The following is a 6,665-nucleotide window of genomic DNA, read 5'->3' on the forward strand; positions in this document are numbered from 1 at the left end:
ATTACACTTTTTATTTTTAGCTAATCTTCTTATGAAACATAAATATGTGGCTAATATAGCCCATATTTATGTTTTGACAGGATATTAATAACTTATTTTAGCTACTGTATACGGCAAATTTGTTGTTTTTGAACACTGTGTGGTAGCTATCAAATTGGGTTTCTAAAATTGGTGGATATTTCAAAAAGCTATTAGCCACTATGGTCAGTTTGCCTGCCTTAGTCAAATGTTGCTTTGCATGGGTTAAAAAAGATTCCGCAACGCTGTAGTCAGTTGCAATCCCGGTATGAAATGGCGGGTTGCTAATAATTAAATCAAACTTGCCAGTAATATTATTTAAACCATCACTGAGTATGGCTTCACCGTTTACATTATTTAGCTTAAGCGTTTGCGTTGTTGCATAGGCTGCAAGTGCACTTACGTCACTACAGGTAAATGTCAGTGCTGGATTTTTTAGCCCTAAAAAAGTAGCAATAAGTCCTGCGCCACAACCAAAATCAAGGACTTTCCCATGTTTTAAGTTAGGAGCATTCTCTAATAGCATTTTCGTTCCAGCATCTAGTGCACCATGGTTAAACACACCAGGAATACTGACTGCTGTAAACTCAATATCGCTCACACATACCGTAAACTCTTTATGGTAAGTGCTAATATCAAACGCGCTATTAATAGTGAGCTCTGAAAATGAATATAAAACACAGTGTTTTGCTGAGTCTATTTTATTACTAAATTCAGCCTTACCGGCGAGTTGCTTTTCAATTGACTTAACACCGCTCTTGTTTTCGCCAACAACGAGTAGCTCTGCATCTTTGCTTATCACAGCACGTATGTTGTCTAACGCCATTAATAGCTCAGGTTTAGATTTAGGGTAATAAAGTATTACCAAATCATAATCGCCCGAATTAATTGTGTGGCTGATGGTTACGTCAATACCCGATATGTTTTTTGCAAATTCACCATTAGCGTGGTTATAACTAAAAGCGGTTATTTTACTTTGTGGATTGAGCGTTTTTAGCTCATTTAAAAAGCCATCTTGAACAAAGTTGACCACCAATATTGATTTACCTTTTAACTCTTCACTGTTACGAAGTAATAGTAGGCTCGGATTGGTTAATACGCTCATAAATGGCTTTACCTTACTTGATTATTTAATTAACGGTTACTTAGTACGTTCGAACATTAAATCCCATACGCCATGACCTAAACGCTGACCACGCTGTTCAAATTTAGTCAAAGGACGTAAATCAGGACGAGGTACATAGTCGTTAGTCTCAGATTGGTTTTTGTAACCTGGAGCTGCTTGCATTACTTCTAACATATGCTCTGCATAGTTTTCCCAATCGGTTGCCATGTGAAATACGCCACCGATTTTTAATTTAGAGCGGAGTTTTTCAGCAAACTCAGTTTGTACTATGCGACGCTTGTGGTGACGCTTTTTGTGCCATGGATCAGGAAAAAATAACTGCAAGGTTGATAAGCTTTCATCGCTTATACAATCAGCAAGAACTTCTACTGCATCGTGTTCAAATACGCGCAGATTAGTAACGCCAGCTTCGTCAGCATCCATTAAACATGCGCCAACGCCTGGGCGATGAACTTCTATGCCGATAAAGTTAAGGTGTGGTGCATTTTTTGCCATTTCAACTAATGACTTACCCATACCAAAACCAATTTCTAGCACTACATCATTGTCATTGCCAAAAACTTCGCTTAAATCAAGTCGGCCGTTTTTATGTTCAAGCCCCATTGTTGGCCAGCATTTTTCGATTGCAGCAGCTTGGCCTTTGGTTAATCGGCCTTCGCGTTTTACAAAACTGCGAATAGTGCGGATATACTTACCTTCTTGCTTAGCTTGCTCAAGGTTGTTGTTACTTGATTCACTCATATTATTGGCCTGACAAAACAATGTGTTTAAAAATGGTTGCGTATTATCCCTGACCAGCGCTAGGTTGACAAGCATTAGGGCGTTATAGCTTGATCTTTTCAGTCACTACAATAGACTGAGCCGCCATTGAGCATTAGTAAAAAATTAAATATGTTGGATTTAAAAAAACAGCAGTCAGCTTGGTTTTCCAACCAAGTAGTTGACTGGTATCACCTTCATGGGCGCAAAACGTTACCATGGCAATTAGCTAAAACGCCTTATAAAGTGTGGGTATCTGAGGTGATGTTACAGCAAACTCAGGTTGTCACTGTTATTCCTTATTTTGAAAAGTTTATGCAAAGCTTTCCCGATATTATTGCTTTAGCAAATGCTGATGAAGATCAAGTTTTGCATCATTGGACAGGTTTAGGTTATTACGCTCGTGCACGCAATTTACATAAAACCGCTAAAATAGTTCGAGATAAATACCAAGGTCAGTTTCCTAGCACGCTTGAAGAAGTAATGGATTTACCCGGAATAGGGCGCTCTACTGCTGGTGCTGTTTTATCATTATCTTTGGGGCAGCATTACCCTATTCTTGATGGTAATGTTAAAAGAGTGCTTGCTCGGTTTTTCATGGTTGAAGGTTGGTATGGAGTCAAAAAGGTAGAAAATCAGCTTTGGCATTTAAGTGAACAACTCACTCCTAAAAATAATGTAACAGAGTTTAATCAAGCTATGATGGATTTAGGTGCAAGCTTATGTTCGCGCAGCCGCTTTGATTGTGAGGCGTGCCCGTTAAATAGTCGTTGTGGTGCGTTTAACGCAGGTAAAGTTAAGGAGTTCCCTCACTCTAAACCTAAAAAAGCAGTGCCTAAAAAAAGTTGCCACCAGTTAATTATTAAACATAACGACAAAGTGCTTATGGAAAAACGCCCAAACAGTGGTATCTGGGGCGGATTGTTTGGATTTTTTGAATTTAATGAGTACAGCGAGCTCGAAACTTTTTTAGCGCAACAAGGGCTTAAAAGTGACCTTAATGAAGTAGCGCCTTTTACTCATGTATTTTCACATTTTGAGCTTACGATTAACCCGCATGTACTTAATATTGAAAAAGCTCCTGATGTTGTTAATGACAAGCAGTTGGTATGGTATCCACTCGATCAATCAATAGAAGTAGGGTTAGCTGCACCGACTAAAAAGTTGGTTAAACAAATTACGGCAATAGTATAGAATAGCGATATATTTAGCATTAAGGGGAACAATCATGGCACGTACAGTATTTTGTCAAAAGTTACAAAAAGAGGCCGAAGGCCTTGGTTTTCAGTTATACCCTGGTGAACTTGGTGAGAAAATTTTTAATAATATTTCTAAAGAAGCCTGGGGGCAATGGCAGCATAAACAAACTATGCTGATCAATGAAAAGCATTTAAACATGATGGATCCAGAGCATCGTACTTTTTTAGAAGAGCAAATGGTTGGCTTTTTATTTGAAGGTAAAGAAGTTGAGATTGAAGGTTATAAGCCAGTAGAAAAATAAATTAACTGTGCTTAGGTTAATTAATAAAAAAGGGCTATAAGCCCTTTTTTATTGCGTTAGCAAACGTTCTTAGTAACATATACTATTTAGTTAAATAAGTTCGTTCTGTTCCTCATTATTTTTAATTTGCTCTTTTAAGAACTGCGCTGCTCTTGAGAATTCAATTTCGAGCCCATCTCTCATCTTAATTAACTCATCAGCACTTACTTCATCGCTCTTGCACTTATCTTCAAATGACTGCGCTAAATCAGCAACAATATTAGCTCCTACTGTTTTTGATATAGATTTTAATTGATGGCAGGCAGATAAAATTTCAGCTTTGTTACTTTGCAACACAGCAAAGTTAATCGCTTTAATTTGTTCTTGGCTCTGTTCTAAATACATTTTAAAGAAGCGGATTATTTTAGCATCATCGCCATTTATGTACTTATTCGCTGATTCCATATCTATAGGCATAACAGACTTTTCGGCCGAATTCACCTGTTGTGGTTGTTCGCTGTATAAATCACTCCATTGCTTTAATGTGTCTTCAAGTGAATTAAGCTCAATAGGTTTAGTAATAAAGTCGTTAATACCCACTGCTAAACATCGCTCTCTCTCTCCCTTTAGAGCATTGGCAGTAACAGCAATAATATAAGGTTGTGCGTCAATTGATTCGAGTAATGAAGCTTCTTCTCTAATTTTTTCAACCATGTCGTAGCCAGACATTTTTGGCATATGTAAATCGGTTAAAATGAGCGAGTAGCTATTTTTACGCCACATATCTAAACCTTCTTCACCGTTATTAGCTACCTCTACACTGTAACCTAGTATATGTAGTTGTTCGGTGAGTACCTCTTGGTTCAATCGGTTATCTTCTACCAATAATACCAGCCTATTTGCAGCGAGTGCCTCTTCTGAACTTAGGTAGTGATTCATCGTTCTGGCTTTTTTAATTTGCTTAGGCTTATGTAAGCCGGCAGCCACTAAAATTGAAAGCATAAAGTTAGATTTACACAAAGGGGAGGCGTTAATATAAAAAATATTTTTATGGTTAATAACCGCTTCATCTAACTTACTTAATACCACCATTTGTTGGTTATTATCTTCTAATGAGTAAAGTAAACTTCTTAGTAGGGTACTAATACTACTCATGTCATCAATACCATCAACAACCCAAATAATATCCTTGGTTTCTTGATGAGCTTCTATATCTTGCTGCTCATGAGCATAGGTTATTTTAGCTCCCATAAATGACAAGTAACGGTAAATTACTTTGCCGCGTTCTGCGTTGTTACTAACAACAATGACATGTTTACCATTAAGTGTATTTTTATTGGCAAATTCAATTTTACCTGCGGTTGAAAAGGGCAGTTCAACAGTAAACTCACTACCTATCCCTTCATGACTTGTTACATGAATGGTACCAAGCATTAGCTCAGTTAAGCTTTTACAAATTGAAAGCCCAAGCCCTGTACCACCGAACTCTCGCGTAATTGAGCTTTCTGCTTGGGTGAACGGGTTAAAGATTTTTCTCAACTGAGATTGACTCATTCCTTTACCGTTATCACTTACGCAAAAACGCAATGTAAAGTGATCGGCGGTGTTATGTGCTACTTCTACTGATATTCTTACTTTCCCCTGGGTTGTACCATTGGTGCTGGTAAACTTGATGGCATTACTACATAAGTTATATAGCACTTGGCGCACTCTAACAGAGTCACCCTTAAGGTTGTTGGGTATATCGGGGGCAATTGATAAATCGAGTTCTAGGTGGCGATTTTTAGCAACCGACGATAACACCTTAGCAACTTCTTCTAGCGTATCGGCAACGGAAAACGGAACTGGATCTATATTGAGCTTTCCAGCCTCAATTTTAGAAAAATCTAAAATATCATCTAAAATACTTAATAACGAAAATGCTGATTCACGAATAATAGTACTTAAACGTTGCTGGGCACCATCAAGCTCTGTTTGACGAAGTAAATCAATAGTGCCAATTACGCCATTCATTGGTGTTCTTATTTCATGACTCATAGTGGCTAAAAAGGTGGTTTTAGTTTCGCTGGCTTTTAATGCTTTTTGAGTTTGCTTTTCTAATTCAAATGTTCTGCTTTGTACTTCTGTTTCAAGGCTAGTTTGTAGTTTTTTTAATTCTTTTTGTGCAGCCTGATCGTCAGCTTGAACCGTACTTACTTTTTTTAGCAGCAAGTTAATTTGTTGAGCAACGGTTTCTAATCCGCCTTCGAGTCGCTCATTAAGCGTGCTTTGATAGTTATCATTTTGTGTAATTGCTTTGAGTTCTTGAGTGAGAGAGTCGGTATTTTTATGTAATCGTTTATTAATATGCTTATTAAACGTAATAGCTAACGCAAACAGCACTATCAGAGCAACAATAGCGGCAAGGTACGCATTCATAAATAAGTTTTGTGTAGATGATGCAATTAAAGGTTGTTTTTGCTCAATAATAAGCTCAGCAATTACCTCCCCATTTACTGAAATAACATGATGTAATATGCCTTGCTCCTTTACATACTCATTAATAGCTAAAGGCTCAATTAAATTACTATTATTGCTATAAACCAACTCGGTTTTATTGTTCGGATTAAAGCGGTGCAGGGTATATTTAAAATTATTATTGAGTAAGCTTGCGGTATCAAGAAGTGATTTGACTTTGTCTTGCTCGTGTATAGTTAGTGCTTCTACTATGGGTTGCTCAAGACGCTCAGCAAGTTTTGTTACCTTGATGGTTGAAACAGGGTTAACTTCTTTGTGCTCAGTATTGCTTTGTGAGTAAAGCGAATAGGCGACTATAAATAATGTGGCAGTTATAAGGTTACTAACTAAAAATAAAGGTAGTAAGCCTTTGATTGCTGGAGAAAACTTACCCTGCATGAATTTTCCTATCGTGGTATTATTAGAACGGTAAGCCTGTACCGAAAGTTATATACCAATCGTAACACCTAAAAAAAATAATTCACTACGTTTTTTAAAGTCTTTTGTTGAATAAATGCACTGCATTAACGAGAAACGTCGCTAGTTGTTTGAAAACCGTTCAAACAGTTGCAAAGGATAAAAAAAAAGTTGACTTGTAAGGGCAAAACTCGTTTAATACGCCGCACGCCCAGATAGCTCACTAAGAAGTGTCTTGTGGGAGTTGCATTAAAAATCAGGTAAGATTTTTAATTTGCACTGTTTAAGTGCCTCGATAGCTCAGTTGGTAGAGCAGAGGATTGAAAATCCTCGTGTCCCTGGTTCGATTCCGGGTCGAGGCACCATTTA

Annotated in this window: 5 protein-coding genes and 1 tRNA gene; 3 read left to right on the top strand and 3 right to left on the bottom strand. The window is 37.5% G+C overall.

Features of this window, described 5'->3' with window-relative positions:
- Positions 1 to 97: 97 nt before the first annotated feature.
- Positions 98 to 1,123 (bottom strand): methyltransferase, encoded by a 1,026-nt coding sequence (locus CWB77_RS11545; RefSeq protein ID WP_138622814.1) that lies wholly within the window; start codon positions 1,121 to 1,123, stop codon positions 98 to 100.
- A 36-nt stretch (positions 1,124 to 1,159) separates the two neighbouring features.
- Positions 1,160 to 1,885 carry a tRNA (guanosine(46)-N7)-methyltransferase TrmB gene (trmB, locus tag CWB77_RS11550; RefSeq protein WP_138622816.1) on the bottom strand — a complete coding sequence of 242 codons (726 nt, stop codon included), beginning with the start codon at positions 1,883 to 1,885 and terminating at the stop codon, positions 1,160 to 1,162.
- A 150-nt stretch (positions 1,886 to 2,035) separates the two neighbouring features.
- Here trmB and mutY point away from each other — a divergent pair, with 150 nt between their 5' ends.
- On the top strand, positions 2,036 to 3,097 hold the full coding sequence (gene mutY, locus CWB77_RS11555) for an A/G-specific adenine glycosylase (protein ID WP_138622818.1): 1,062 nt from the start codon (positions 2,036 to 2,038) through the stop codon (positions 3,095 to 3,097).
- Positions 3,098 to 3,131: 34 nt separating this feature from the next.
- Positions 3,132 to 3,404, top strand: coding sequence for an oxidative damage protection protein (locus CWB77_RS11560; protein WP_008110439.1), 273 nt, complete (start codon positions 3,132 to 3,134; stop codon positions 3,402 to 3,404).
- Positions 3,405 to 3,494: 90 nt separating this feature from the next.
- On the opposite strand, the gene CWB77_RS11565 is transcribed toward CWB77_RS11560, so the two are convergent.
- The gene (locus CWB77_RS11565) at positions 3,495 to 6,278 is read right to left on the bottom strand and encodes an ATP-binding protein (RefSeq protein ID WP_138622820.1); all 2,784 of its coding nucleotides are present in this window, start codon (positions 6,276 to 6,278) and stop codon (positions 3,495 to 3,497) included.
- Between the two features lie 307 nt (positions 6,279 to 6,585).
- Here CWB77_RS11565 and CWB77_RS11570 point away from each other — a divergent pair.
- A tRNA-Phe gene (locus CWB77_RS11570) sits at positions 6,586 to 6,661 on the top strand.
- The last annotated feature ends 4 nt before the right edge of the window (positions 6,662 to 6,665 follow it).

The organism is Pseudoalteromonas sp. S1610 (assembly GCF_005887465.1).
GTDB lineage: Bacteria > Pseudomonadota > Gammaproteobacteria > Enterobacterales > Alteromonadaceae > Pseudoalteromonas > Pseudoalteromonas undina.